The sequence below is a fragment of the Arthrobacter sp. Hor0625 genome, from assembly GCF_052567525.1.
In genome coordinates this window covers 3414885-3438464 of the sequence record NZ_CP199586.1, presented here as the reverse complement: position 1 = coordinate 3438464, position 23580 = coordinate 3414885, and the positions used below count along the sequence as shown (strand labels likewise).

21 protein-coding genes and 1 tRNA gene are annotated in these 23580 nt (G+C 68.1%); 16 read left to right on the top strand and 6 right to left on the bottom strand.

The window, feature by feature from the left end; all coding sequences use genetic code 11:
- Nucleotides 1-47 precede the first annotated feature (47 nt).
- The 4 genes from ACTWLI_RS15775 to ACTWLI_RS15760 all read left to right on the top strand — a co-directional run bounded on the left by ACTWLI_RS15775 (nucleotide 48) and on the right by ACTWLI_RS15760 (nucleotide 2896).
- Nucleotides 48-551 (top strand): RNA polymerase sigma factor, encoded by a 504-nt coding sequence (locus ACTWLI_RS15775; protein WP_445154690.1) that lies wholly within the window; start codon nucleotides 48-50, stop codon nucleotides 549-551.
- Nucleotides 552-553: 2 nt separating this feature from the next.
- Complete coding sequence (locus ACTWLI_RS15770) at nucleotides 554-1321, top strand: hypothetical protein (RefSeq protein ID WP_445154689.1); 768 nt, start codon at nucleotides 554-556, stop codon at nucleotides 1319-1321.
- A 36-nt stretch (nucleotides 1322-1357) separates the two neighbouring features.
- Nucleotides 1358-1846, top strand: coding sequence for an 8-oxo-dGTP diphosphatase (locus tag ACTWLI_RS15765; RefSeq protein ID WP_445154688.1), 489 nt, complete (start codon nucleotides 1358-1360; stop codon nucleotides 1844-1846).
- A gap of 156 nt (nucleotides 1847-2002) precedes the next feature.
- Nucleotides 2003-2896 carry a hypothetical protein gene (locus tag ACTWLI_RS15760; RefSeq protein WP_445154687.1) on the top strand — a complete coding sequence of 298 codons (894 nt, stop codon included), beginning with the start codon at nucleotides 2003-2005 and terminating at the stop codon, nucleotides 2894-2896.
- 77 nt (nucleotides 2897-2973) lie between these two features.
- Here ACTWLI_RS15760 and ACTWLI_RS15755 read toward each other — a convergent pair whose 3' ends face one another.
- Genes ACTWLI_RS15755 through ACTWLI_RS15740 form a run of 4 tightly spaced genes read right to left on the bottom strand, consistent with a single transcriptional unit; the run spans nucleotide 2974 to nucleotide 7245 of the window.
- The gene (locus tag ACTWLI_RS15755; RefSeq protein WP_445154686.1) at nucleotides 2974-4113 is read right to left on the bottom strand and encodes a bifunctional 2-methylcitrate synthase/citrate synthase; all 1140 of its coding nucleotides are present in this window, start codon (nucleotides 4111-4113) and stop codon (nucleotides 2974-2976) included.
- Nucleotides 4114-4173: 60 nt separating this feature from the next.
- Nucleotides 4174-5076 carry a methylisocitrate lyase gene (prpB, locus tag ACTWLI_RS15750; RefSeq protein WP_445154685.1) on the bottom strand — a complete coding sequence of 301 codons (903 nt, stop codon included), beginning with the start codon at nucleotides 5074-5076 and terminating at the stop codon, nucleotides 4174-4176.
- On the bottom strand, nucleotides 5076-6596 hold the full coding sequence (locus ACTWLI_RS15745) for an MmgE/PrpD family protein (protein ID WP_445154684.1): 1521 nt from the start codon (nucleotides 6594-6596) through the stop codon (nucleotides 5076-5078). The genes prpB and ACTWLI_RS15745 overlap by 1 nt, the downstream gene beginning before the upstream one ends.
- Nucleotides 6589-7245, bottom strand: coding sequence for a GntR family transcriptional regulator (locus ACTWLI_RS15740; RefSeq protein ID WP_445154683.1), 657 nt, complete (start codon nucleotides 7243-7245; stop codon nucleotides 6589-6591). Before ACTWLI_RS15740 ends, ACTWLI_RS15745 begins: the two co-directional genes overlap by 8 nt.
- A gap of 174 nt (nucleotides 7246-7419) precedes the next feature.
- Between ACTWLI_RS15740 and ACTWLI_RS15735 the strand changes: the two genes are divergently transcribed.
- Nucleotides 7420-9315: a propionyl-CoA synthetase gene (locus tag ACTWLI_RS15735; RefSeq protein ID WP_445154682.1), complete on the top strand. Its 1896-nt coding sequence runs from the start codon at nucleotides 7420-7422 to the stop codon at nucleotides 9313-9315.
- Nucleotides 9316-9441: 126 nt separating this feature from the next.
- Here ACTWLI_RS15735 and ACTWLI_RS15730 read toward each other — a convergent pair whose 3' ends face one another.
- Complete coding sequence (locus tag ACTWLI_RS15730) at nucleotides 9442-10161, bottom strand: response regulator (RefSeq protein WP_056740854.1); 720 nt, start codon at nucleotides 10159-10161, stop codon at nucleotides 9442-9444.
- On the bottom strand, nucleotides 10158-11822 hold the full coding sequence (locus ACTWLI_RS15725) for a sensor histidine kinase (protein ID WP_445156209.1): 1665 nt from the start codon (nucleotides 11820-11822) through the stop codon (nucleotides 10158-10160). The genes ACTWLI_RS15730 and ACTWLI_RS15725 overlap by 4 nt, the downstream gene beginning before the upstream one ends.
- Before the next feature lie 134 nt (nucleotides 11823-11956).
- Here ACTWLI_RS15725 and ACTWLI_RS15720 point away from each other — a divergent pair, with 134 nt between their 5' ends.
- The 11 genes from ACTWLI_RS15720 (at nucleotide 11957) to ACTWLI_RS15670 (ending at nucleotide 23125) form a co-directional block, all read left to right on the top strand.
- The gene (locus tag ACTWLI_RS15720; RefSeq protein ID WP_445154681.1) at nucleotides 11957-13318 is read left to right on the top strand and encodes a cation:dicarboxylate symporter family transporter; all 1362 of its coding nucleotides are present in this window, start codon (nucleotides 11957-11959) and stop codon (nucleotides 13316-13318) included.
- Between the two features lie 331 nt (nucleotides 13319-13649).
- On the top strand, nucleotides 13650-14549 hold the full coding sequence (locus ACTWLI_RS15715; protein WP_056740860.1) for a ParA family protein: 900 nt from the start codon (nucleotides 13650-13652) through the stop codon (nucleotides 14547-14549).
- A gap of 14 nt (nucleotides 14550-14563) precedes the next feature.
- Complete coding sequence (locus tag ACTWLI_RS15710; RefSeq protein ID WP_445154680.1) at nucleotides 14564-15406, top strand: segregation and condensation protein A; 843 nt, start codon at nucleotides 14564-14566, stop codon at nucleotides 15404-15406.
- A gap of 101 nt (nucleotides 15407-15507) precedes the next feature.
- Entirely contained in the window at nucleotides 15508-16053 is a 546-nt protein-coding gene (gene scpB / locus ACTWLI_RS15705) for an SMC-Scp complex subunit ScpB (RefSeq protein WP_445156208.1), read from the top strand.
- Between the two features lie 49 nt (nucleotides 16054-16102).
- Nucleotides 16103-17290, top strand: coding sequence for a pseudouridine synthase (locus tag ACTWLI_RS15700; protein ID WP_445154679.1), 1188 nt, complete (start codon nucleotides 16103-16105; stop codon nucleotides 17288-17290).
- Nucleotides 17291-17293: 3 nt separating this feature from the next.
- Nucleotides 17294-18403 carry a prephenate dehydrogenase gene (locus tag ACTWLI_RS15695; RefSeq protein ID WP_445154678.1) on the top strand — a complete coding sequence of 370 codons (1110 nt, stop codon included), beginning with the start codon at nucleotides 17294-17296 and terminating at the stop codon, nucleotides 18401-18403.
- Nucleotides 18403-19140, top strand: a complete 738-nt coding sequence (cmk, locus tag ACTWLI_RS15690) for a (d)CMP kinase (RefSeq protein WP_445154677.1) — start codon at nucleotides 18403-18405, stop codon at nucleotides 19138-19140. The genes ACTWLI_RS15695 and cmk overlap by 1 nt, the downstream gene beginning before the upstream one ends.
- Before the next feature lie 49 nt (nucleotides 19141-19189).
- Nucleotides 19190-19888, top strand: coding sequence for a lysophospholipid acyltransferase family protein (locus ACTWLI_RS15685; RefSeq protein ID WP_445156207.1), 699 nt, complete (start codon nucleotides 19190-19192; stop codon nucleotides 19886-19888).
- Nucleotides 19885-21435, top strand: a complete 1551-nt coding sequence (gene der, locus ACTWLI_RS15680; RefSeq protein ID WP_445154676.1) for a ribosome biogenesis GTPase Der — start codon at nucleotides 19885-19887, stop codon at nucleotides 21433-21435. The genes ACTWLI_RS15685 and der overlap by 4 nt, the downstream gene beginning before the upstream one ends.
- A 161-nt stretch (nucleotides 21436-21596) precedes the next feature.
- Nucleotides 21597-21670: transfer RNA gene (locus tag ACTWLI_RS15675), tRNA-Pro, on the top strand.
- Between the two features lie 951 nt (nucleotides 21671-22621).
- Entirely contained in the window at nucleotides 22622-23125 is a 504-nt protein-coding gene (locus ACTWLI_RS15670; protein WP_445154675.1) for a hypothetical protein, read from the top strand.
- Nucleotides 23126-23580: the final 455 nt, after the last annotated feature.

The following is a 23580-nucleotide window of genomic DNA, read 5'->3' as shown; positions in this document are numbered from 1 at the left end:
AAACTAAGGGGGCGAGACCACGTCATCCGATGTCCGGGGGAAACACCATGTTGGCTGCCAAAGAACAGGCGTTCATCGACCTGCACGCGCAACATTCCGCGCGGGTCTTCAGCTATATCGCCTGCCGTATTAGCGACCAGCACCGCGCCGAAGAACTCGCTGCGGATGTTTTCAGGATTGCCTGGGAAAAGCAGCTCGCTGAGCCGCCCGGCATCGGCTGGCTGCTGGCAACCGCCCGGAACGTGATCGGCAACGAATATAAGGGCCGCCGTCGCCGCCAGGAACTGGTAGAGCGGCTAAAAGACGAGGCTCGCATCCAGGACCCCGGGCCGGACACGGAGCAACGGTCCGCCGTCGCGGATGTCCTGGCGCGGCTGAGGGAACGTGATCGTGAAGTCCTCATGCTCAGCTACTGGGACGACCTGACCACCGCCGAACTGTCCCAGGCGCTGGGATGTTCTCCTTCGGCCGCAGCAGTCCGCCTGCATCGCGCACGCCGGGCATTCGAGAAGGCCGCGCCGACCCAACTCATGACCGAACGGAAGGACTAGCCGTGGACCGCATCGAACAGCTCATGAAGGACGCCAAACCGCGCGTCGGCGCACCGGCCGTCGCACCGGGCAGCGAGGCCGCCCGCTCTGCCGTCCTGTCCACGGACCCCAACGTCGTCCAGTTGGCACGGCGCACGCCGGCAAGGCGCAACACCGTCCGGGCCGCGGCGGCCACGCTGGTGGCCGCAGCCGCCGTTGTCGCGGCAGTGGCGTTGGGCGGCACCCTCACAGGCCAGCCGGCACCCGGACCCGCCCAAACCGGCGTCCCGACGGCGCCCACGTCCGTCAGCCCCTCGCCCAGCCCGTCGGCCAGCGCCTCGAACACCCCTACCCCCACACCTACCCCAACGCCCACACATACCACCGCCGCAGCCCTGACCACCGGTGGCGTTCCCTGCACCATGGCCTACGTCGACCAGCAGTGGAGTGACCAGGTGCGGGCGATCAGACCGGTGCCCGCCAACGAGCGCCAGTATTACACCGTGCTCGGCTGCGCCGACGGCTGGCTCGCCTACTCCACCTCGGATGAGGGGGCGAAGGCCATGAAACTCGACGGGGGCAACACCTGGTTTAACATCGGCAAACTGCAAAACGGGCGTTTTCTCGTCGACTACCAGCAAGCCTGGTCGAGCGTCTTCGACTGGGAATCTCAGGCGATGAACAACCAGGGGCTCACGGCGCAGCAGGCCATGGACAAGGAGTTTGCGGAGAAGGGGATTCCGGTCGAGCTGCGGCCGAAGTTGGTCGGCGACGGCCCGGCTGGCAAATAACTAGGGCCCGGGACGGCAGCTACTAGGCTGGTGCACATGGCGTACACACCGGTCACTCTCTGCTTCCTGCTCCGGGACCGCCAGGACCGCACCGAGGTTCTGCTCGGCCTGAAGCGCACGGGTTTCGGTACCGGCAAGATCGTCGGCATCGGCGGCCATGTGGAGGCGGGGGAGAGCGACGTCGAAGCCGTGGTCCGCGAGGTCTGGGAAGAAGCCGGCGTCGTCGTGGACCAGGAGGACCTGGCCCACGCCGGTGCCGTCGAGTTCATCTTCCCGGCCCGCCCCGAATGGAACATGAGCTGCCGGCTCTTTACCGCCCGCCGCTGGGAAGGCGAGCCCGCCGAGAGCCCGGAGATCACGCCCGAATGGTTCGACGCCGCCGCGCTCCCGCTGCAGCGCATGTGGCAGGACGCGGAACACTGGCTCCCGCCGGCACTGGCGGGCGAAATTGTCGATGCCGTCGTGGTGCTCAACGACGACAACGAGACCGTGGCGTCCGTCCGGTATCCCGCCACCCCGGCCTGATCCATAACGCCGTGGCAACAATTGCCGCGGCTCATAGCTGTGCCGCAAACAAACCGGCCGACTGGCCGGTAGCCTAGGCCTCGAGCGCTGCGCCCCGTGAACGGGCGCTGCCTCTCTCACGGCCGAGCGGCACACGAACCAACTTGGGGTAACAGCATGGATCCGCAGAACAACAACCTTCCCGGCAGCCAGGACTACGACGACGTCCCCGCGGAGGATCCTGCCGCCCGCAGACGCTGGCCCCTCGCCGCCGCCGTCGTTGTCTTTGCACTGGCGGTCGTCGCCGGAGGTGTCGCCGTCGCCAGCAATATGCGTCCTGCAGACCCGGCCCCGGCTGCAGCCTCCACGGCTCCCGTCGCGACCGAATCCGCCTCCGCTACGACGACGCCCTCGCCGTCCGAAGCGGCCTCGGAAACGGTGTCCCCGTCCGCAACCCCGTCCACCGCGGCCGCCGCCTCCACCGCCCCGACCGCCGGGGCGTGGCAGACCTTCACGAGCACCAATTCAAAAGTCAGCTTCGACTACCCGCCCGAGTGGCGCGCTACCCAGCGGCCGCCGGCAAGCGCGGGCTTCGAGGGAATCTATGTCGACGTGGCGGACGAATCCGGCCTGGTGATCGCTTCCCTGACCTTCGGGCCCTCCGGCGGCATCGGCGGCGCATGCCAGGGTCCCGTGCCCTACACAGTGCTCGACTCAGCCGAGGTGGACCTTCCGCACCAGCCCGCCAAGGGCTCCGTCACACCCCGGTTCGCCTTCCGCGCGCTCCAGGAACCTCACCAGGTGACGGCGTCGTTCGGCCTGACGGACACCTTGGCCATGACCAACAACATGACCTGCATGTTCTACAACGTCGTCACCGGACCGGAGGAGTTGCCGCTGTTCTCCTTCGCCGACGCCTTCCAGGTCAACGTGGGGAACACCGACGCTGCCCCGAACCACAAGGGTGTCAAGACGTTCCCCTCGATGGACGCGGCCCGCGCCTACATGCAGACCCCGGAGTACCTGAACGCCAAGCGCATGATCTCCTCCCTGAAGATCAACCAGGGCTGAGGCAGCCCAAACCAAAAGCGCGGGCCGGCCACCTTTGAAAAGGTGGCCGGCCCGCGCTTTTTGCTGCCCCGGGACGCTTACGGCACGTGGCGCTCTTCCACGCCGTTGTATTCGCTCAGCGGGCGGATCAGCGAGTTCGCGTCCAGCTGCTCCATGATGTGCGCGGTCCAGCCGGTGATCCGGCTGGCCACGAACAGGGGAGTGAAGGTGGGGGTGTCGAAGCCCATCAGGTGGTACGTGGGTCCGGCCGGGTAGTCGAGGTTCGGCTTGATGGCCTTCGCCTCGTCCATCGCAGTCTCGAGGCCGTTGTAGAGCCCCAGCAGTTCCGGGCGGCCGTAGTGCGCGATCATCTTGTCCAGCGCGGCCTTCATGGTGGGAACCCGGGAGTCGCCGTGCTTGTACACGCGGTGGCCGAAGCCCATGACCTTCCTTTTCTTCGCGAGGGCATCTTCCATCCAGGCCTTCGCCCGGACCGCAGCTTCCTCGAGGGACTCCTCCTGCCGGATGCCGATCTCGTCGAAGGTGTGCATCACGGCCTCGTTGGCGCCGCCGTGCAGGGGTCCCTTCAAGGCGCCAATAGCGCCGGTCACGGCCGAGTGCAGGTCCGAGAGCGTCGAGGTGATCACCCTGGCGGTGAAGGTGGAGGCGTTGAAGGAGTGCTCGGCGTACAGGATCATCGAGACGTTGAAGGCCTCAACGACTTCCGGCACCTGCTCTTCGCCGAAGGCCATCCAGAGGAAGTTCGCCGAGTAGCCCAGGTCATCGCGGGGCTCCACAACGTCCTGGCCATGCCGGCGTCGCTGGTCGTAGGCGACCACGGCCGGCATGGCGGCGAACAAGTCCACGGCCTTCGCCATGTTGGCCTCACGCGAGGAGTCCTCGGCCAGCGGGTGGCGGGCACCCATCACCGAGGCCGCGGTCCGGCACACGTCCATCGGGTGCGAGGTAACCGGCAGCGCGTCGATCACCTGTTTGACGACAGGGTCAAGTGCCCGGCCGGCGCGCTCGGCGGCAGTGAACTCCGCCAGCTGTTCCTCGGTGGGCAGTTCGCCGTTCCACAGCAGGTAGGCCACTTCCTCGAAGCTGCATTTGGCGGCCAGCTCCTGGACGGGGTACCCGCGGTAGAGCAGCGAGTTGGTCTCCGGGTTGACCTTGGACACCGCGGTGTAATCCACCACGACGCCGGCAAGGCCCTTCTTGATCTCGTTTTCAGCCATGCTGAACTCCTTTGTTCCTAACGCCTGTGGACCGGCCAAAGCCGGCAGTCCGGGGGTGGCTCAGATGCCGGGGATCTGGAAATTGAAGACCCCGGTGTCAAAGCGGTTGTAGGCCTCGTAGTCCACGAGGTCGTAAAGCCGCGCACGGGTCAGCATGCTGGGGACCTGTGCCTCCTGGGTGCCGTCGGATTTGATCGATTCCAGAGTACGCTCCGCGGCGCCCATGGCACTACGGAGCAGCGTCACCGGGTAGATCACCATGTTGACGCCGACGCCGGCCAGCTCGTCCACGGTGAACAGGGCGCTCTTGCCGAACTCGGTCATGTTCGCCAGGATCGGCACGTCGACGGCGTCCCGGATGGCCTGGAACTCGGAGAGGTCCTTCATGGCTTCCGGGAAGATCGCGTCCGCACCGGCTTCCACCAGGGCCTTGGCGCGCTGTTGCGCCGCCTCCAGCCCGTCCGTGGCACGGATATCGGTCCGGGCCATGATCAGGAAGTTGGGGTCCCGCCGCGCATCCGCCGCGGCGCGGATCCGCTTCGTGGCCGTCTCCAGGTCCACGACGTTCTTTCCGTCGAGGTGGCCACAGCGCTTCGGGTTGAACTGGTCCTCGATGTGGCAGCCCGCGAGGCCTGCGTTCTCGAGTTCCTGGATGGTGCGGGCCACGTTCATCGGCTCGCCGAAGCCGGTGTCGGCGTCCACGATCGAGGGCAGGTCCGTCATCCGGGCAATCTGTCCGGCCCGGGTGGCCACCTCGGTGAGCGTGGTCAGCCCGATGTCCGGCAGGCCGAGGTCGTTGGCGAGGACGGCGCCGGAGATGTACACCCCGGCGAAGCCCTTCTCCTCGATCAGCCGGGCCGAGAGGGGGTTGAACGCGCCCGGGAACTGCGCGATGGTCCCGGAGGACAACAGCTCGCGGAAGCGGATCCGCTTCTGCTCCGGCGTGGTCTTCGAGTACAGCATCAGAAGAGTCCCTTCGGTGCGGCGTTGAGGTCGATCACGCCGTCGGCGGCCTTGATGTTGAGCTGGTCAAGCTCGCCGGCGGCGAGTTCGGGCAGCCGGGCGGCGGCGGCGAGGAAGCGCTCGATCTCTTCCTCGGCGACCAGGCCGGCGGCGAGTGTGCGGAACTTGTTCACGTACTGCTCGCGGGCGAACGGACGGGCGCCTAGCGGGTGCGCGTCGGCGACGGCGATCTGGTCGGTGATGACGGTGCCGTCCTTGAGCGTGATCTCCACGGAGCCGCCGAAGGCCTTCTCCGCGATGTCCAGGGAGTGGTACCGGCGGGTCCACTCCGGGTCCTCGACCGTGGTGACCTTGTGCCACAGCTCCACGGTGTCCGGCCGGGCGGCGCGCTCCGGCGCGTAGGAATCGACGTGGTGCCAGGCGCCGTCCTGCAGCGCGACGGTGAAGATGTACGGGATGGAGTGGTCCAGGGTTTCGCGGCTCGCGGTGGGGCTGTACTTCTGCGGGTCGTTGGCGCCGGAACCGATCACGTAGTGCGTGTGGTGGCTGGTCTTGATCAGCACGGACTCGACATTTGCCGGGTCGGTCACCTCAGGGTGTTCGCCGTGCAGCTTGCGGGCCAGGTCGATCCACGCCTGCGCCTGGTACTCGGCGGAGTGCTCCTTGGTATACGTGTCCAGGATGGCGCGCTTGGCTTCGCCGTCCTCCGGCAGCGGCACGGTGTACTCGGCATTGGGGCCGTCCAGCATCCAGGCGATGACGCCGTCTTCGCCTTCGTAGATCGGCACCGGGGAGGTCTGGCCGCGCATGGCACGGTCCGCGGACTCAACGGCCATCTTTCCGGCGAAGGCGGGGGCGTGCGCCTTCCAGGTGGAGATCTCGCCCTTGCGGGACTGGCGGGTGGCCGTGGTGGTGTGCAGCGCCTGGCCCACGGACTGGAAGATGGTCTCGACGTCGAGGCCCAGCAGGGTGCCGATGCCGGCGGCCGCGGACGGGCCCAGGTGGGCGACGTGGTCGATCTTGTGCTTGTGCAGGCAGATGGCCTTGACCAGGTTGACCTGGATCTCGTAGCCGGTGGCGATGCCGCGGATCAGGTCCTTGCCGCTGGAGCCTACGTGCTGGGCCACCGCGAGGATCGGCGGGATGTTATCGCCCGGGTGGGAGTAGTCCGCGGCCAGGAAGGTGTCGTGGTAATCCAGTTCGCGGACCGCGACGCCGTTGGCCCAGGCCGCCCACTCGGGAGCGACCCGTTCCTCGATGCCGAAGACCTTTGAGCCCTTGCCGCCGGTGCTCGGGCCGTGGGTGAGCGCCTGGGCGCGGGCGGCGACGATCGGCGCGCGGTTCAGGGAAGCGATGGCAACCGAGGCGTTATCGATGACCCGGTTGATCACCATGTCGGTGACCTCGGCAGATACCTCGACGGGGTCTGCGGCGACCTTGGCGATCTTGTAGGCGAGCTGGTCCTCACGGGCCAGGTTTTCCTCGCTCTTGTAGACGCGGACGTGGTGTTCCTTAACCATGGTGCTCCTTCTGGTGCGGTACGTGGGTGGCTTTGACGTGGGAAAGACTGCGGTGCAGGTGCACGGTGGTGGCGGCCTCGGCAAGCCGAGGCTTGCCGGCGGCGATCGCCTCGGCGATGGCTGCGTGTTCGGCGGCCGCGGCGGTGAGGCGCTCGGCGTCGTCCGCGGCGAGCCTGCGCACCCGGACCAGGTGCACCCGCAGGCTGCGCATGGCCTGGGCCAGGTAGGCGTTGGAGATCGCGGCGTCGATGGCTGCGTCCAGCCGGCCCACCAGGTCGTAGTAGGCCTGCAGTGCCGGTTCGGTGCCGCCGATCAGCTCGGGCGCGTGCAGCAGCTCGCGCCGCAGCTGCTCGAAAGTCGCGGCGTCGCCGCGCTCGGCCGCCAGGGCGGCGGCCCTGCCCTCCAGGGTTTCGCGCAGTTCGAAGAGCTCGTCGATGTCCTCGAGGGAAATGTCGGTCACGACGACGCCGCGGCCGCCGGCCGCCGTCAGGCCTTCAGCCGTCAGCCGGCCCAGGGCCTCGCGCAGCGGGGTCCGGGAGATGCCGAGGCGCTCGGACTGTTCGACCTCGGTCAGGACCGTGCCGGGGGCCAGGCGCCACTCGATGATGTCGTCGCGCAGGGCCGCGTAGGCCTTGTCACTGGCGCGCATGCCGGTCTCCTTCCTCGGTCGACTCCCTTCAGTGTATACACAAATACCCGCAAGTCGAGGTGCAAGGGGCAATTTCCCGATAAAAGTACTGGATCTGTATACACAGCCCTTGTGGCGCGACCCTCCGCGGCGCTACCATGAGCTGCATCACAACGCCGTGGACGGGATGGTTTGATGCTCACCAACAGCTACCGGGACAGCTACCAGCGAAGCGTGGAGCAGCCTGAGGACTTCTGGCTTGAGGCCGCCGAGAAGATCGCCTGGAGCACGCCGCCGGGCCGTGCCCTCGATGCCAGCCGCGCCCCGCTGTACGGGTGGTTTCCCGACGGGGTCCTCAACACCTGCTACAACGCCCTGGACCGGCACGTCGCGGAAGGCCGCGGCGACCAGGACGCCCTGATCTATGACTCCGCGATGCTCGGAACCAAGCAGCGCTACAGCTACGCCGAACTCACGGACCTCGTGGCCCGTTTCGCCGGCGTGCTCCGCAGCCGCGGCGTGGGCAAGGGGGACCGGGTGGTGATCTACATGCCCATGATCCCCGAAGCGGCGATCGCCATGCTGGCCACGGCCCGGCTGGGGGCCATCCACTCGGTCGTCTTCGGCGGCTTTGCACCCAAGGAACTCGCCGCCCGGATCCGGGACGCCGCCCCCGCCGCGGTGGTGACGGCCTCCGGCGGCATCGAGCCGAGCCGCCGGATTGAATACCTTCCCGCGGTCGCCGAGGCCCTCGATCTGGCCGGCGCGCCGCACATCCCGGTGCTGGTCAAGGCGCGCGAAGGGTTTACCGCCGCCGCTGCGGACCACGACGGCTGGCTCGACTGGGACACGGAGCTGGCCTCGGCCGAGCCGGCCGCCCCGGTCGACGTCAACGCCACCGACCCCCTTTACATCCTCTATACCTCCGGCACCACCGGGACGCCCAAGGGCGTGGTGCGGGACAACGGCGGCCACGCCGTCGCCCTGCGCTGGACGCTGGACAACATCTATGACGTCCGCCCCGGCGACGTCATGTGGACCGCCTCGGACGTCGGGTGGGTGGTGGGGCACTCCTACATCGTCTACGGGCCCCTGCTGGCCGGCGCCACCACCGTGCTCTACGAGGGCAAACCGGTCGGCACCCCCGACGCCGGCGCGTTCTGGCGCGTCATCGAGGAGCACAAGGTCAATGTGCTGTTCACCGCGCCGACGGCGTTGCGGGCCATCCGGAAGGCCGACCCCGAGGCGAAGCTGCTCGAGAAGTACGACATCTCCAGCCTGCGCACCCTCTTCGCGGCGGGGGAGCGGCTCGACACCGACACCTTCCACTGGGCCTCGCGGATCCTCGGCGTCCCGGTGGTGGACCACTGGTGGCAGACGGAGACCGGCTGGGCCATCTGCGCCAACCCGCGCGGCCTGGAGCAGCTGCCGATCAAGGCGGGTTCGCCGAGCGTGCCGATGCCCGGGTTCAAACTGCGGATCCTCGATGGCGCCGGCGATGAGGTCGAGGCCGGCACCGAGGGCAACATCGTCCTGGACCTGCCGCTGCCGCCGGGCACCCTGGCGACGCTGTGGCGCAACGACGAGCGCTACATCTCCTCCTACCTGCAGGCCTTCGAGGGCTGCTACGCCACCGGCGACTCCGGCTACCGGGACGAGGACGGCTATCTCTTCGTCATGGGCCGCACGGACGACATCATCAACGTCGCCGGCCACCGCCTCTCCACCGGCGCCATGGAACAGGTGATCGGCCAGCACCCGGCGGTCGCCGAATGCGCGGTGATCGGCCTCGCGGACCCGCTCAAGGGCCAGCGCCCCAGCGGCTACGTCGTGCTGAAATCCGGCGTCGACGTCCCGGAAGACGTCCTGGTCAAGGACCTGGTCGCCCTGGTCCGGCGTGACATCGGTGCCGTGGCGGACTTCAAGCACGTCACCGTCGTGGAGGCGCTGCCCAAGACGCGCTCCGGGAAGATCCTGCGCAAGACCATGCGGCAGATCGCCGACGGCGACGACTACGTGGTGCCCTCGACCATCGAAGACGCCGGGGTCATCGACCAGCTGGTGGGGGTTCTCCGCCCGGGACCGTCCTGATCCGGCCCGGGCCGTCCTGACCCGCGCCGAGGTGGTTCGTCGCGGCGGTGTTTCCCGGCATCATTGCCGCGAAGTGCCACCTCGACGGAGTCGCCCCGCGGGGGAGTGGCCGGGCCATGTGTACACCTAGGAACCGGGACGGCTCCAGCGGTACTCGTTTTCCGGCCGGCCCGGCGCGCCGTAGCGGGCGGTCCGGGTGACGGTGCCGGCGTCGGCCAGGTACTCAAGGTAGCGGCGGGCCGTCACCCGGGACATGCCGAGCGCCTCCATCACTTCGCTGGCGGAGACCGCACCGGACTGCTGCCGCATGAACTCCTGCACGGAGTCGAGGGTGGAACCGGACAGGCCCTTGGGCAGCGGCAGCTCCGAGGGCGCCCGGAGGCTCGCGAACGCCTGGTCGACGTCGCTCTGGGACGCCCCGGCCCCTGTCCCGCCGGGCCCCGTGGAGGCCAGCTGTTCCCGGAACTGGCGGTAGCTGCCTAACTTGTCCGCGAACGTGGCATAGGTGAAGGGCTTGATCAGGTACTGCACGACGCCGGTCGCGACGGCGCTGCGGACGATGGCCAGTTCCCGCACCGCCGTGATCGCGATGATGTCGGCGAACAGCCCCGAGGCCCGCATCCGCCGGGCGATGTCCAGTCCGTGCAGGTCCGGCAGGTTCATATCCAGCAGCACCAGTTCCACCGGCTGCCCCGCGGCGGAAAGCTCGCTCATCAGGCGCAGCGCGGACTGCCCGTCCGGCGCGGACCCGGCCACGGTGAAACCGTCCAGCCGGCCGACGTACGCGGCATGGGCCGCCGCGGCGATCGGTTCGTCCTCCACGACGAGTACGCGGATGTCGCTCATTGCTTTTCCTCTGCTGTCCCGGCCGCCGGCAAAGTGACCCGGAATAACGCCCCGGCCGGGCTGGTGATGCTCATGCTACCGCCCAGGCGCCGGACGGCCTGGCGGACCAAGGCCAGGCCCAGCCCGCGGCCGAACGGTCCCGGCGTCTTCGTGCTGAAGCCGTGCCGGAACACATCCTCGACCGCATCCGGGTCGATGCCCGGCCCGCTGTCCTCCACGGTGATCTCCAGGCCGCCGTCGCGGGCGGCCACGGAGAGCTCCACTAGGCGCGGGGGAGGGGCGTCTGCGGCGGCGTCGATCGCGTTGTCCAGCAGGTTTCCGAGGATGGCCACGAGGTCCTGGACCGCCGGCCCGGTGACCGCCGTCGCACCCTCCGTGGTGAGCAGTAGTTCGACGCCGCGTTCGTGCGCTTCCGCGGCCTTGCCCATGATCAGGGCGGCGAGCACCGGCTCGTCGATGGAGCCGACCAGGTCATCGGTCAGCCGCTGGCTCAGTTCCAGGTCCCGGGTGGCGAAATCCAGCGCCTCCCCGCCGCGGTCCAGCTCCAGCAGGGACACAATCGTGTGCAGCCGGTTGGCGTGCTCGTGGGTCTGGGCGCGGAGGGCATCCGAGAACGTGCGCATGGTTTCCAGCTCGCTGCCCAGCGACTCGATTTCGGTGCGGTCCCGGATCGTGGCAACGGTGCCGAACACCGGACTGCCGGCCGCCGGCCGCTGCCGCGCCGCGGACCGCGGACCCACCGCCGGTCCCTGGTTCACGACCAGCACCCGGTCGCCGGTCAGGTGGATCTCGTCACTGGCGCTCCGGCCGGATTCGAACAGCTCCTTGAGGCTCGGCGCCAGCGGCAGCTCCGCCAGCGAGGGCGCCTCCGGCGCGCGGCCTGGTTTTCCGACTGGGGCTCCGCCGTCGATGGCCCGCGGCGGAATGCCCAGCAGCGCGGCCGCCTGGTCGTTGTACATCACCACCATGCCCCGGGGGTCGACGAGGATCACGCCCTCGCGCACGGAGTGGAGCACCGACTCGTAGTAAGCGAACAGCTGCGCCAGCTGCTCCGGTCCCCAGCCGCGCGTGACGTTGCGCAGGTACCGGCCGAGCAGCCATGAGGCCACCGAGCCGCCCGCCAGCAACGCGACGGCAATGGCGACCAGGGCAGGAAGCCGGCCGGAGAACGCCACATCCACCGTCCCCACCGTCACGCCCGCCGCCACGAGGGCCGTGACCTTGCCGTCCGCATCCTTGACCGGGGCGATCGTGCGCACCGACGGACCCAGGGTCCCGGCCATGATCTCGGTGAAGACCTCCCCGCGCAGCGCGGCATCGATCGAGCCGATGTACGGCTTGCCCAACTCCTCGTCGCGCGGATGCGTCCACCGGGTCCGGTCCGGCGCCATGATGGTGATGAAATCGGCGCGGGCGTCCTTCATCACCTTGAGGGCATAGGGCTGCAGCGCCGCCGAAGGATCCGCCGCGCCCGCCGCCTGCAGCACCAGCGGGTTGTCCGCCACCGAGGTGGCCACACCGGCCATCCGGCGGCCCGCCTCTTCGTACGCGTGGTCCCGGGCATCCACGAACGTCGCCGTCCCTACCAGCGCCGTCAGCGACAGCATGAACAACAGGTGGGCCACGAACAGGCGGCGGGCAATGCTCCAGTGGTGGATCAACTGCACCCTCCATGACCAATATGAACGCAACGGTGATGCGCGTCACTGAATCCCCAATGATGGAGGAACACGCAGAACGGACGTGATGCGCGCCCCAGTCCGCATCACCGTCCAGCCTATCCAAGGAGAACACCATGGCCTCTCAACGAGGAGAGTCGGCGGCCCAGGCCGCGGCGCCGCTTGCGAAGCAGCGCAAGGGGCTGGACAAGTCCCATTACCTTTACATTGCCGTCATCGTCGCCGTCGTCCTCGGTGCCCTGATCGGGCTGATCTTCCCCGAGTTCGGCAAGTCGCTCAAGCCGCTCGGCGACGGCTTCATCAAGCTGATCAAGATGATGATCGCCCCGGTCATCTTCTGCACCATCGTCCTCGGCATTGGCTCCATCGCCAAGGCTGCCACCGTCGGCAAGGTCGGCGGACTGGCCCTCGGCTACTTCATCGTCATGTCGACCTTCGCGCTGGCCATCGGCCTGGTCGTCGGCAACCTGATCCACCCGGGTGCGGGCCTCAAGCTCGCCCCGTACGATCCGAACAAGAAGGCCGCCGCGGACAGCACCGTCGACTTCCTGCTCGGCATCATCCCCGGCGACATCCCCGTCCTGCCGACACTGCTCGCCGCCATCCTGGTCGGTTTCGCGCTGCAGAAGATGGGCCCGCAGGGCACCCCGATCCTGAACGCCATCGGCCACGGCCAGGCCCTCGTCTTCCGCATCCTGATCATGGTCATGTGGCTCGCCCCGGTGGGTGCGTTCGGTGCGATCGCCGCCGTCGTCGGTGCCACCGGCGTCCAGGCCATCATCAGCATGGCCACCCTCATGGTTGCCTTCTACATCACCTGCGCCGTGTTCATCGTCGTCATCCTCGGCGGCCTGCTCCAGATCGTCTCGGGCGTGAACATCTTCCGGCTGATGAAGTACCTGGGCCGCGAGTACCTGCTGATTTTCTCCACCTCCTCCTCCGAAGCGGCGCTGCCCCGCCTGATCGCCAAGATGGAGCACCTCGGCGTGTCCAAGCCGGTCGTCGGCGTCACCGTCCCCACCGGCTACTCGTTCAACCTTGATGGCACGGCCATCTACCTGACCATGGCCTCGCTGTTCGTCGCCAACGCGATGGGCACCCCGCTGGACCTCGGCGCACAGATCTCGCTGCTGGTCTTCATGATCATCGCCTCCAAGGGTGCCGCCGGCGTCACCGGCGCCGGCCTCGCCACGCTGGCCGCCGGGCTGCAGGCGCACCGTCCGGAGCTGCTCGGCGGCGTCGGCATGATCGTCGGCATCGACCGCTTCATGTCCGAGGCCCGCGCCCTGACCAACTTCACCGGCAACGCCGTGGCCACGGTCCTGATCGGCACGTGGGTCAAGGAGATCGACGGCGGACAGGTCGAGCGCGTGCTCTCCGGCGCCGAGCCGTTCGACGAGCAGACCATGATCGCCGGACACGGCGGCCGTGCGGCAGCCGCTGAGCCGGCTCCCCAGCCCGTCGCCGCCAACGCCTGAGCATCTGGCTGAACGCACCGAAGCCACCCGGACGCAGCTCCCGCGTCCGGGTGGTTTTGTCTGCCGGGCGGCACCGCCGCGGGCAACCCTCGACCTCTACCAGAGGGTCAAGGCGCGCGGAACGGCAGTTGTCAAGGTCCGCCGAATCCCGTGTCGGGGGCTGTAACCTTGGGAGGAATAACGATCCCGCCGGGCGGCCGCCGGTTAGGTAAGGCAGCCAGCAAGGCAGCCAGCCAGCTACGCCAGTCAGCACGACCAGCCATTCACCAAAATAAGGCAGCCGGCAGGATCCAGCACGAACATCACCGTCATCGAAAGTGTGGATAGATACGTGAGCAGCGAACAGGGTTCAGCCACTCTGGAAGGCACCGGACTCGACCTGGACGACGCCATCATGGGCCCCACCGGGCGCCCCCAACGCGACTTCCCGGAGCCCGCGCCGCTGTCATCCCACGGCCCGGCCCGCGTCATCGCCATGGTTAACCAGAAGGGCGGCGTGGGCAAGACCACGTCCACGATCAACCTGGCCGCGGCCCTGGCTGAATACGGCCGCCGCGTCCTGCTGGTTGACTTCGACCCGCAGGGCGCCCTCTCCGCCGGGCTCGGCACCAACCCGCACGAGCTGGACCTGACCGTCTACAACGTGCTGATGGACCGCAAGGTCGACATCCGCGACGCCATCCAGCAGACCGGCGTCGAGAACGTGGACCTGCTGCCGGCCAACATCGATCTCTCCGCGGCGGAAGTGCAGCTGGTCAATGAGGTGGCCCGTGAGCAGGTCCTGGACCGCGCCCTGAAGAAGGTCGAGGACGACTACGACGTGGTCCTGATCGATTGCCAGCCCTCCCTGGGCCTGCTCACCGTCAACGCCCTGACCGCGGCGCACGGGGTCATCATCCCGCTGATCTGCGAATTCTTTGCGCTGCGCGCGGTGGCCCTGCTGGTGGAGACGATCGACAAGGTCCAGGACCGGCTCAACCCCCGCCTCCAAGTCGACGGCGTGCTTGCCACGATGTACGACGCCCGCACCCTGCACGGCCGCGAGGTCATCGCCCGGCTGGTGGAGGCGTTCGGGGACAAGGTCTTCGAAACGGTCATCAAGCGTTCCATCAAGTTCGCCGACGCCACCGTCGCGGCCGAGCCGATCACCAGCTACGCCGGCAACCACGCCGGTGCCGACGCCTACCGCCGCCTGGCCAAAGAGCTGATCTCGCGCGGCGGCGCGCCCTAGGCAGGACCGTGGCGGTGGCGCTCACCCCTGCGGCGGAGCTGTCGCCGGCCGGGAAGAAGCCGGGCTTCGAGGTCCGCCTGGCCAACTTCACCGGGCCCTTCGACCTGCTCCTGGGCCTGATTTCAAAGCACCAGCTGGACATCACCGAGGTCGCGCTGGCGACGGTCACCGATGAGTTCATCAAGTACATCAAGGGACTCCAGCAGCTGGGGGAGGACTGGGCGCTCGACGAAGCCAGCGAGTTCCTCGTCATCGCGGCCACACTGCTGGACCTCAAGGCCGCCCGCCTGCTGCCGGCCGGCGAGGTCGAGGACGACGAGGACATCGCCCTGCTCGAAGCCCGGGACCTGCTGTTCGCCCGACTGCTGCAATACAAGGCCTTCAAGCACGTGGCCGGGCTTCTGGGCTCCACCCTGGAACTGGAGGGCCGGCGCTACCCCCGGCAGGTCGCCCTCGAGGAGCACTTCGCCGCGCTGCTGCCCGAACTGGTGTGGAAGCACACCCCGCAGCAGTTCGCCGCCCTCGCCGAGGCCGCGCTCAAACCCAAGGAAGCGGCGCCGTCCGAGGTGGGCCTGGCGCACCTGCACGGGTCCCCGGTCAGCGTCAAGGAGCAGGCCGAAATCATCGGACTCAGGCTGCGGCTGGGCAAGGCCCTGACCTTCCGGGCCCTGATCGCCGACGCCGAATCCACCCTCGTGGTCGTCGCGCGCTTCCTGGCGCTGCTGGAGATGTACCGGGACAAGGCCGTCGGCTTCGACCAGCTGCAGCCGCTCGGTGAACTGTCCGTGCACTGGACCGCCGACAGCGCCGACTGGACCACCGCCAACCTGAGCGAAGAATACGAGGAACAGCCGTGACTGACAGCGCACCCTTCCCCGTCCCCGACACCTCCGACGCTTCCGGCCCGGACCTCGCCGCCCTGCCGGGCGGCCCCCGCGCCGCCCTCGAAGCCGTGCTCATGGTCATCGACGAACCGGCGACGGCCACCGAGCTGGCCGCCGGCCTGAACCTGACCGTCGACGCCGTCGAGGACCTGCTCGACGAACTGCAGCGGGAGTATAACGGCTATACTGGTAGTACCCCGGATGCGGATACCGCCCCCCGGGGTTTTGAATTGCGGAACATCGCCGGTGGCTGGCGGATCTACTCCCGCGCCGAATTCGCCGACATTGTCGGGAAATTCGTGCTGGAGGGCCAGACGGCCAGGCTGACGCAGGCGGCGCTCGAAACGCTCGCCGTGATCGCCTACCGCCAACCCGTCTCCAGGGCGCGGGTCTCCGCGATTCGAGGGGTCAACGTCGATTCCGTGGTGCGGACGCTGACCCAGCGCGGACTGATCGAGGATTCGGGGCACGACCCTGAATCCGGGGCCATCCTGTACCGCACGACGTCGTATTTCCTCGAACGCATGGGAATCGGCTCGGTGGCTGAGTTGCCGCAGCTTTCGCCCCATCTTCCCGGGCTCGAAGGCATTGCAGAGTACTACGACGCGGGAAGAATGTAGGCAGTGCCCCCTGCCTACGCACGAACAGTAAACAGACGAAGGACGGGTCATGACACAGGCGGGACGCCAGGGTTCACCACGTAACGGTTCGGGACGCAACAGCGCCGGACACCAATCAGCACGCACCCAGGGTGCGGGCGGCGCGGGCCGCGGCCAGCGCGACTTCCCCAAGGGCGGCGGCGACCGTCCGTTCAAGCGGCCCAAGCCGCGCGAAGAAGCTTTCGTCGACCCGGACCTCGCTCCCGGCGGCGGCGCCCCGCAGCCTGACCCGCGCAAGGGCGGCAAGCCGGCGGCACGCAAGCCCGGTGCCCGCAAGCCCGGCGCCGGCAAGGTGCCCGGCACGCCCGGAGCCCCCAAAGCCAAGCCGCGCGTCGGCGCCGGAGCGGCGAAGGCCGCCGGTTCCCGCGCGTTCGGCAGCGAACGCTTCGGCCAGAACCTCGGCCCCGTCCGCAAGCCGGCCCGCAAGCGCGGCCCGCGCCAGGACGTGCCCCAGTCGGAGCTGCACGACGCCGACGGCGTCCGCCTGCAGAAGGTCATGGCTTCGGCCGGCGTCGCCTCACGGCGTGTCTGCGAGGAAATGATCGCCGAAGGCCGCGTCGAGGTCGACGGCCAGGTCGTCACCGAACTCGGTGTCCGGGTCGACCCCAAGACCGCCGTGATCCACGTCGACGGCCTGCGCATCCAGCTGGACGAGAACATGGTCTACCTGGTCTTCAACAAGCCCAAGGGCGTCGTGTCCACCATGGAGGACCCCGACGGCCGCCCTTGCATCAGCGACTTCATCCGCCACCAGCACGGCGAACGCCTCTTCCACGTCGGCCGGCTCGACGTCGCCACCGAGGGCCTGCTGCTGCTGACCAACGACGGCGAACTCGCCAACCGCCTGACGCACCCCTCCTACGAGGTGCCCAAGACGTACCTCGTCCAGGTCCGCGGGCCGTTCCCGCAGGGCGTGGGCGCGCAGCTGAAGGCAGGCATCGAACTCGAGGACGGCGTCGCCGCGGTCGATTCCTTCCGCCTCGTCGACTCCACCCCCGGCCACGTGCTGATCGAGGTCGTGCTGCACTCCGGCAAGAACCGGATCGTCCGGCGCCTCTTCGACGCCGTCGGCTTCCCGGTGCTGCGCCTGGTCCGCGTCAAGGTCGGCCCGATCGGCCTGGGCGACCAGCGCCAGGGCAGCATCCGCAACCTCGGCAAGCAGGAAGTCGGCCACCTGCTGGCATCCGTGGGGCTGTAAGGCATGTCCGCTTTTCGCACCCACGGCCGCGGCCACCTCAACGGCCCGGTCCTCGTCCTGGGGACCGGGCTGCTGGGCACCAGCATCGGGCTGGGGCTGCGGGGCCGCGGCGTGGCCGTGTTCCTCTCCGACCCCTCGCCGACCAACCAGGCCGTCGCCGTGGACATCGGCGCCGGCCTGCCGGCCGCGCGGATGGACGGCGACTCCCCGGAACTCGTCGTGGTCGCCGCGCCGCCGGACGTGACCGCCGACGTCGTGGCCCGGGCCCTCACGGACTACCCGGACGCGATCGTCGTCGACATCGCCAGCGTCAAGGCCGGCATCCAGGCCGAGCTGCGCGCCCGCGGCGCCGACCTGGGCCGCTACGTCGGCACCCACCCGATGGCCGGCCGGGAGAAATCCGGGCCGGTTGCCGCCCGCGGCGAGCTGTTCACCTCCATGCCGTGGGTGCTGTGCGCCGCGCCGGAAACCCGGCCCGAGGCACTGCAGGCGGCGCGCGCGCTGGCCGGGGACCTGGGCGCCGTCGTCGCCGAGTTCGACGCCGAGGAACACGACGAAGCCGTGGCGCTGGTGTCCCACCTGCCGCAGGTGATGTCCTCGCTCGTGGCCAGCCGGCTGCAGGGGACACCCCTGCACGCCCTCTCGCTGGCCGGGAACGGACTCCGCGACGTGACCAGGATCGCGGCAAGCGACCCCACGCTGTGGGTGCAGATCCTGGGCGCCAACGCGGAGAAAGTGGTCAAGATCCTCCACGGCGTGCGCGAAGACCTGAACCGGTTGATCGCCACCCTGGAGAACCCGACCGCACCGGGCGCCCGCCTGGACCTTGCCCAGCTGATCAGCGAAGGCAACGCCGGCCAGTCCCGGATCCCGGGCAAGCACGGCGGCCCGCCGCAGGCGTACTCGTGGCTGACCGTCCTGGTCGACGACACGCCCGGGCAGATCGCCCGGCTGCTGACCGAGATCGGCGAAATCGGCGTGAACCTCGAGGACCTCCGGCTGGACCACTCCTCCGGCCAGAACGTCGGCATGGTGGAAATCTCCGTGCTGCCGAACAAGCACGAACTGCTCATCGAAGCCCTTAACGACCGTGGATGGCGGGTACTCCAGTAATGACCCAGGAACTTCTTGAAACTGTGGACGTTGTCCGCCCCGGCAAGAGCCTCGTCGTCGCCATCGACGGACCGTCCGGTTCGGGCAAATCGAGCGTCAGCAAGGAAGTGGCGCGCCGCCTCAAGCTGGCGTACCTCGACACCGGCGCCATGTACCGCGCCCTGACCTGGTCCTGCCTGCACAACGGCACCGACCTGACCGACGGCGCGGCAGTCGAAGCTGCCGCGGAGAACCTCGAGCTGGAGATCAGCACCAACCCGGGCGAGGACTACGTCCGCGTCGCCGGCACCGACGTTACCGAGGCGATCCGCGAACCGGCGATCTCCGCCGCGGTAAGCGCCGTCGCCACCACGCTCGGCGCCCGGACCGAGCTGATCCGCCGGCAGCGCGCACTGATCGAAAAGCACCACCGCCGCATGGTGGTCGAAGGCCGGGACATCACCACCGTCGTCGCGCCCTCGGCCGAGGTGCGGATGCTGCTGACCGCCAGCGAGGAAGCCCGGCTGCGGCGCCGCGGCATCCAGCTCGGCGGCAGCCAGAACGCCGAACAGCTCGCGGCGCAGGTCACTGCGCGGGACGCCAAGGACTCCACCGTGGTCAACTTCACGCAGGCCGCCGACGGGGTCGTGACCCTCGACTCCTCGGACCTGGACTTCGAACAGACCGTGGACGCCGCCCTCGGAATCGTGCACAAGATCATCAGCCACACCGCCATCAACCAAGCCGCCCGTGACTAAGGCCGCAACCGCGGCGCCGCGCCCCGGCCGCTGGTTCCTGGCCGGCACCATGGCCTGGAGCCGGTCGGTGGGCTGGATCCTGGACCACCTGGTGTACCGGACCACGGTCCGGGGCCGGTCCAACGTCCCGGCAGCGGGCCCGGTGATCTTCGCCGGCAACCACATCAGCTTCCTGGACGGCCCGGTCATGTTCGGCGCCGCGCCGCGGCCCATGCACGTCCTGGTCAAACAGGAGATGTTCACCGGCGCCCTGGGCCGGGTCCTCACCGCCTCCGGCCAGCTCCCGGTCGACCGGTCCGGCGGCCGCGCAGCGCTGCAGCGGGCCAAGTCCATCCTGGACGCCGGCCACTGCGTCGGGATCCTTCCCGAAGGCACCCGGGGGAGCGGGGACGCGGCCTCGATCAACAACGGCGTCGCCTGGCTCGCGCTGAACTCCGGCGCCACCGTCATCCCGGTCGCCATCCTCGGCACCCGGATCGGCGGCGAACACCTCAACGCCGTTCCGCGGCCCGGCCGGCGGCTGCACGTCAGCTTCGGCGGGGCCCTGACCGTTAGCCGCAGGCCCGGGGAGACCGGGCGTGTTTCAATGGACAGGGTGGGAACCGAGATCCGTGCCGCGCTCTCGCGGCACGTCCAGGACACCATCCGGAGCAGCGGGCAGCAGCTGCCCGACGCGGACGCCCCGAACCCACCCCAGACAGCAGTAGCCGGGACGCCGGCAGATCACCACCTAAGGAAAGTGCAATGAGCGATACGACTCAAACCCCCGGCAACTTCGGCGCCGGCGAAGACGAATACACGCCCACCGGCACGGACCAGGTGGCGGAGAACCTCGCCGCCCTGGACGACGAGGAAGCCGACCTCCGCGCGGCCTCGCTCCGGGCCGGGCTGGAAGACTACGAGCTGGACGAGGAAGACGCGGCCCTGCTCAGCGGCCGCTTCGAGGACGAGCATTTCGACGGCCCGGTCAAGCTGGACCCGGTGCTGGCCATCATCGGCCGCCCGAACGTCGGCAAGTCCACCCTGGTTAACCGCATCCTGGGCCGCCGCGAGGCCGTGGTCGAGGACACCCCGGGTGTCACCCGTGACCGCGTCATGTACTCGGCGCACTGGAACGGCCGCAACTTCACCGTGGTCGACACCGGCGGCTGGGAACACGACGCCCGCGGCATCCACGCCCGCGTCGCCGAGCAGGCCGAGATGGCCGTCGAACTCGCCGACGCCGTCCTGTTCGTGGTGGACTCCGCCGTCGGGGCCACCGCCACCGACGAGAGCGTCATGAAGATGCTCCGCAAGTCCAAGAAGCCGGTCATCATGGTCGCCAACAAGGTCGACGACTTCGCCCAGGAGGCCGATTCGGCCGCGCTCTGGGGCCTCGGCTTCGGCGAACCCTACCCGGTCTCCGCGCTGCACGGCCGCGGTGTCGCTGACCTGCTGGACCACGTCATGGATACTCTCCCCGAGTTCTCCACGATCGAGGGCCTGGAGCGCAGCGGCGGCCCCCGCCGCATCGCCCTGATCGGCCGGCCCAACGTCGGCAAGTCCTCGCTGCTGAACAAGCTCGCCGGTTCCGAGCGGGTTGTCGTGGACAACACCGCCGGCACCACCCGCGATCCGGTCGACGAGTTCATCGAACTCGGCGGCCGCACCTGGCGGTTCGTGGACACGGCCGGGATCCGCCGCCGCCAGCACATGGCGCAGGGCGCGGACTTCTACGCCTCGCTGCGCACCCAGAGCGCGCTCGAAAAGGCCGAGGTCGCCGTCGTGCTCCTGGCCGTGGACGAGGTGCTCAGCGAACAGGATGTCCGCATCCTGCAGCTCGCGATCGAGTCCGGCCGCGCGCTGGTGCTCGCGTTCAACAAGTGGGACCTGCTCGACGACGAACGCCGCACCTACCTGGAGCGCGAGATCGAACGGGACCTCGCCCACGTGGCCTGGGCCCCCCGGGTGAACATCTCCGCCAAGACCGGCTGGCACAAGGACCGGCTCGTCCCGGCCCTGGACACCGCCTTGGAAAGCTGGGACAAGCGCATCCCCACCGGGCGCCTCAACGCCTTCCTCGGCGAGCTGGTTGCCGCCCACCCGCACCCGGTCCGCGGCGGCAAGCAGCCCCGCATCCTCTTCGGCACCCAGGCCTCCAGCCGGCCGCCGAAGTTCGTGCTCTTCACCACCGGCTTCCTGGACCCCGGCTACCGCCGCTTCATCACCCGCCGGCTCCGCGAAACCTTCGGCTTCGAGGGCACACCGATCGAGGTCAACATGCGGGTGCGCGAAAAGCGCAGCCGGAAGCGTTAATTCGGACACACCGGAGGGGAAAGTGCCCGTGGCGGCGGCGTAATGTCACGGGCACCCTCCGGGATCGTGTAAGCTTTTCAAGGTGGTTCGGCCGGACTGCTCAGTGAAGACCGCAGGGAGAAATCCCCACGGTGGCACGGGGCGGAGAACGACGGAACCAGCGGGCTGTAGCGCAGCTTGGTAGCGCACTTGACTGGGGGTCAAGGGGTCGCAGGTTCAAATCCTGTCAGCCCGACCGGTCGAAAACCGCTCCATCACTGGGAAGTAATCTGGTGGTGGGGCGGTTTTGCTTTTGCACTCAGCCCGAAATATTGGCTTGTGTTTGCACTGTGAGTGCAGTCGCCTCCTCGGACGGCACCAGAGCGGCCGCGTTCCGGCTCGCGGAGCCGATTGGGTGCGTGTACAGGTCCGACGTGGTCGACAGGCTGCAGTGCCCCAGCCCTTCAGGTGGGTGGCCGTCTCCCCAGCTTCCTACCGGCGTAGTGTTGCCGTTCGCCATGCGCCGGTCCTATTAGGGGCGGAAGGCTTCCCACCACCAGCCTTGATCGAGGAAGTAGATGAGGAACGGCGCGACCACGGCGGCGAACGAAAGAGCGATCGCCACTGCAGTCATGCGTTTGCTGAAGAGAGATTGCTCATTGCGATCCGCCTCAGCGCGCCGGCGGTCTTCCTCGGCATTCTGGACGGTCCGCTGTCCGCTGCATGGTCCTGAGTAGGGCCTTGTTTCCTCTAAATGCCGGGCTGCTCCCCGGTCTGGTCACGTGTTGGCGCGGGCAGCGGTGGAGCAACTTCATAAGTTGCTCGACCGCGCCGTGCATGCTTTCTGCCTGGTCTCGTACGCCAAACCTGTACACCGGCGTGGGCTTGGCAGACTCCTCAGCCAACCCCCTGAGGCGATCTGTAAAGCCGTCGGAGAAGTTGCCCATGGCCCCCAATAGTCGTCGTCGCTCGAACATAGCCTGTCGGTAGGTGCTCACCTCGTGCTCACGCCCGAAAGTTGTCTTCATTGGCAAGGGACATGAGCGGGGGATCAGATATCAAGTAAGCTCGCGAAGCCCGGCCGCTATGCTAACGGGCGCGCTCATTTCGAATCCTGCGCTTGTGGCGAACGCGCAAATTGGTCGCCGGGGTCACAACTACGATCACTCTAGGGCTCCCGCCCCAAGCACGTGACCAGGAGGAACAGATGACCGAAAACGAGACTGAGCAGATCGACCTCAGCGACGAGACAAAGACAAAGCTGCAGCAGTACCGGGAAAACTTTGCGGCCCAGTCCTGGTACGAGGTCGACCCTCGGCTCACGAACGTGCTACGTCTCGTATTCGGGGTCGGCATGGAAGCGGAGGATGGCGCCATCGATATGACCGTACTTGTCGACGGCCAGATGATTTCTGGCAAGGTCGTGTCCGAAGCCGCTTGGGCGAAGGCGCAGGCGGACTTCGTCCGGGAAGCCAGCGACTACCTGGCGACGGGCCTTGACGCGTTTCAGGAACTGAAGGCAGAACAGACAAGCAAGCTTGAACAGGACGAAGCCGCAAACCCCTTGCTGAAGGGCCAAGTGCGGTACATCCACTTCAGCGGTCCAAAGGTTCATAACCACGGGGGATTCCCGGTCACCCTTGCGCCGACTCGGGTTGACATTCGGGATGTATCGGCTTGGTCAATCGGCAGTGTTGACTACGAGGGCTAGGAAACCTCTGGTGACTGGCGAGCGACGACCAATGGGCCGGCCGCCAGTCTCCACGGATTTCCACCGCAGCCAAGTCTTGTAAGCGCCATCGTCACGGGGCATGAAAAAGTGTCCAGGATCTCGTCTATGCGGTCACGCACTGGAACACCGCCCAATGTCCTTGTCCACACTCTTCTGCACCGGCCGTGAAGTCCTTGCGGCTCAGCCCATGCTGGCCTCCGCGGATATCTTTCAGCACCTTATCGATATGGCATCGACTACTGGCGCTTCGCATCGTCATCCGTACTTGCTCTGTCGGACCCTATCCGCAGCCTGCCGGGATGGTGAAGTACGACCCTGGAGGTTTCGTGGCGATGATGGGCCGGATAGCGGAGGAGGATGAAGAGACGGCCGCGGCTTCCAGCCACGAGGAGGTGGAACCCGACTACGAGTACATGACTGCCTCATCGCGTTGC

What these genes read in the sequence shown, in the direction of transcription:
- ACTWLI_RS15775 (WP_445154690.1), top strand. Translation starts at nt 48, where the DNA reads ATGTTGGCTGCCAAAGAACAGGCGTTCATCGACCTGCACGCGCAACAT.
- ACTWLI_RS15765 (WP_445154688.1), top strand. Translation starts at nt 1,358, where the DNA reads ATGGCGTACACACCGGTCACTCTCTGCTTCCTGCTCCGGGACCGCCAG.
- ACTWLI_RS15760 (WP_445154687.1), top strand. Translation starts at nt 2,003, where the DNA reads ATGGATCCGCAGAACAACAACCTTCCCGGCAGCCAGGACTACGACGAC.
- ACTWLI_RS15755 (WP_445154686.1), bottom strand. Translation starts at nt 4,113, where the DNA reads ATGGCTGAAAACGAGATCAAGAAGGGCCTTGCCGGCGTCGTGGTGGAT.
- prpB (WP_445154685.1), bottom strand. Translation starts at nt 5,076, where the DNA reads ATGCTGTACTCGAAGACCACGCCGGAGCAGAAGCGGATCCGCTTCCGC.
- ACTWLI_RS15745 (WP_445154684.1), bottom strand. Translation starts at nt 6,596, where the DNA reads ATGGTTAAGGAACACCACGTCCGCGTCTACAAGAGCGAGGAAAACCTG.
- ACTWLI_RS15740 (WP_445154683.1), bottom strand. Translation starts at nt 7,245, where the DNA reads ATGCGCGCCAGTGACAAGGCCTACGCGGCCCTGCGCGACGACATCATC.
- ACTWLI_RS15735 (WP_445154682.1), top strand. Translation starts at nt 7,420, where the DNA reads ATGCTCACCAACAGCTACCGGGACAGCTACCAGCGAAGCGTGGAGCAG.
- ACTWLI_RS15730 (WP_056740854.1), bottom strand. Translation starts at nt 10,161, where the DNA reads ATGAGCGACATCCGCGTACTCGTCGTGGAGGACGAACCGATCGCCGCG.
- ACTWLI_RS15720 (WP_445154681.1), top strand. Translation starts at nt 11,957, where the DNA reads ATGGCCTCTCAACGAGGAGAGTCGGCGGCCCAGGCCGCGGCGCCGCTT.
- scpB (WP_445156208.1), top strand. Translation starts at nt 15,508, where the DNA reads ATGGTCATCGACGAACCGGCGACGGCCACCGAGCTGGCCGCCGGCCTG.
- ACTWLI_RS15700 (WP_445154679.1), top strand. Translation starts at nt 16,103, where the DNA reads ATGACACAGGCGGGACGCCAGGGTTCACCACGTAACGGTTCGGGACGC.
- ACTWLI_RS15695 (WP_445154678.1), top strand. Translation starts at nt 17,294, where the DNA reads ATGTCCGCTTTTCGCACCCACGGCCGCGGCCACCTCAACGGCCCGGTC.
- cmk (WP_445154677.1), top strand. Translation starts at nt 18,403, where the DNA reads ATGACCCAGGAACTTCTTGAAACTGTGGACGTTGTCCGCCCCGGCAAG.
- ACTWLI_RS15685 (WP_445156207.1), top strand. Translation starts at nt 19,190, where the DNA reads ATGGCCTGGAGCCGGTCGGTGGGCTGGATCCTGGACCACCTGGTGTAC.
- der (WP_445154676.1), top strand. Translation starts at nt 19,885, where the DNA reads ATGAGCGATACGACTCAAACCCCCGGCAACTTCGGCGCCGGCGAAGAC.
- ACTWLI_RS15670 (WP_445154675.1), top strand. Translation starts at nt 22,622, where the DNA reads ATGACCGAAAACGAGACTGAGCAGATCGACCTCAGCGACGAGACAAAG.